General features: G+C 65.9%; 2 protein-coding genes. Both read left to right on the top strand.

Annotation, left to right across the window (positions count from 1 at the left end; translation table 11 throughout):
* The first annotated feature begins 67 nt into the window (after nt 1-67).
* Entirely contained in the window at nt 68-1,318 is a 1,251-nt protein-coding gene (ispG, locus tag EN780_RS32465) for a flavodoxin-dependent (E)-4-hydroxy-3-methylbut-2-enyl-diphosphate synthase (protein ID WP_128276313.1), read from the top strand.
* 5 nt (nt 1,319-1,323) lie between these two features.
* The gene (locus EN780_RS32460; protein ID WP_128276312.1) at nt 1,324-2,178 is read left to right on the top strand and encodes a lytic transglycosylase domain-containing protein; all 855 of its coding nucleotides are present in this window, start codon (nt 1,324-1,326) and stop codon (nt 2,176-2,178) included.
* The last annotated feature ends 80 nt before the right edge of the window (nt 2,179-2,258 follow it).

Raw genomic sequence — 2,258 nt, 5'->3', positions numbered from 1 at the left:
ATCTTTGCTCCTCCACCTCATGCCCGGATCCTTGAGCACGCTTTGCTCTGAACAAAAGGCAGCCGGCATGACCGGATATTTTTCCTCTCCCTTCCCGCGCCGGACATCGGTCGGCGTTTCCGTCGGCGGCGTGGTCGTCGGTGGCGGCGCGCCGGTCGTCGTGCAGTCGATGACCAACACCGACACCGCCGACATCGACCAGACCGTCGCGCAGGTCGCGGCGCTGCACCGCGCCGGCTCGGAGATCGTGCGCATCACCGTCGATCGCGACGAAAGTGCCGCCGCCGTGCCGGCCATCCGCGACCGGCTGGCGCGGCTCGGCATCAATGTGCCGCTGGTCGGCGATTTCCACTATATCGGCCACAAGCTGCTCGCCGATCATCCCGCCTGCGCCGAGGCGCTGGCCAAATACCGCATCAATCCCGGTAATGTCGGCTTCAAGGACAAGAAGGACCGCCAGTTCGCGGCGATCGTCGAGATGGCGATCAAATACGACAAACCGGTGCGCATCGGCGTCAACTGGGGCTCGCTCGACCAGGAGCTGCTGACGCGACTGATGGACGAGAACCAGGCCCAGGGCTTTCCGCTGACCGCGCAGGAGGTGACGCGCGAGGCGATCGTGCAGTCGGCGATCCTGTCGGCCGAAATGGCCGAGGAGATCGGCCTTGGCCGCGACAAGATCATCCTGTCGGCCAAGGTCAGCGGCGTGCAGGACCTGATCGCCGTCTACGCCGAGCTTGCCACCCGCTCCAACCATGCGCTGCATCTCGGCCTGACCGAGGCCGGCATGGGCACCAAGGGCATCGTTGCCTCGTCCGCCGCCATGGGCATCCTTCTGCAGCAAGGCATCGGCGACACCATCCGCATCTCGCTGACGCCGGAGCCGAACGGCGACCGCACCCGCGAGGTGCAGGTGTCGCAGGAACTGCTGCAGACGATGGGCTTTCGCCAGTTCGTGCCGATCGTCGCGGCCTGCCCCGGCTGCGGCCGCACGACGTCCACCGTATTCCAGGAACTGGCCCAGAACATCCAGGCCGACCTGCGCAAGAACATGCCGGTGTGGCGCGAAAAGTATCCCGGCGTGGAAAACCTCAAGGTCGCGGTGATGGGCTGCATCGTCAACGGTCCGGGCGAATCCAAGCATGCCGATATCGGCATTTCGCTGCCCGGAACCGGCGAAACGCCGACGGCTCCGGTGTTCGTCGACGGCAAGAAGGCCGCAACCTTGCGCGGCCCATCGATCGCCCAGGATTTCGAGAAGATGGTCGCCGACTATATCGAGCAGCGGTACGGGCGCGGCAAAGCCGCCGCGGAGTAGATCTGATGCGGCGTTTCCTCAGGGCGACGCTGATCCTGTTGTGTGGGGCAGGCTGGGTGACGATCGCTCAAGCCGATCCGCCGCCGTCCGCCAAGCAGCGGCTCATCGGCAAGGTCTGCAACCTGATCGAGGCGCATGCCGTTGGCAACGGCCTGCCCAAGGACTTCTTCGCCCGGCTGATCTGGAAGGAAAGCCGCTTCGATCCCAATGCGGTGAGCCCGGTCGGCGCCGAGGGCATTGCCCAGTTCATGCCGGGCACGGCCAAGATGCGGGGACTGGCCAACCCCTTCGACATCGAGCAGGCGATCCCCGCCTCGGCGAAATACCTTGCCGAGATGAAGGTCAGCTACGGCAATCTTGGCCTTGCCGCCGCCGCCTACAATGCCGGCGAGAACCGCGTGTCGCGCTGGCTCGGCTCCGGCGGCTTCCTGCCGATGGAGACCGAGAGCTATGTCTTCGATGTCATGGGCGAGCCGGTCGACAAATTCTCGGATAGTTCCTATGCCGGCAAGATCGAGCCGCTCGATGCCAAGGCAAGCTTTGCCGCCGCCTGCCGCAAGCTGCCGGTTATCATGTCGCAGACCGTTGCCATGGCCTCGATCAACGTGAAGCCCTGGGGCGTGCAGGTGGCCGGCAATTTCCGCCGCAGCGCCGCGGTCGGCCAATGGCTGAGGGTCAGGAGCCGTTTCCCGGCGCTGCTTTCCAACCACGATCCGGTGGTCAGCCGGGTGCGTACGCCGATCGGCCGGCGCGGCATCTATGCGGTCCGGATCGGCGCCGACAGCCGGGGCGAGGCGAATGGCATCTGCCAGAAACTGCACGGCGTCGGCGGCGCCTGCCTGGTGGTGCGCAACCGGTAAGGTAGGGCAAGGATTTGGAGAGGTCGGCGGGACAGCGCCCCCCTCTGTCCTGCCGGACATCTCCCCCACGAGGGGGGAGA

The organism is Mesorhizobium sp. M4B.F.Ca.ET.089.01.1.1 (genome assembly GCF_004022605.1).
GTDB lineage: Bacteria > Pseudomonadota > Alphaproteobacteria > Rhizobiales > Rhizobiaceae > Mesorhizobium > Mesorhizobium abyssinicae.
The sequence above is the reverse complement of the archived record's forward strand: the minus strand, read 5'-3'. Positions and strand labels throughout refer to the sequence as shown.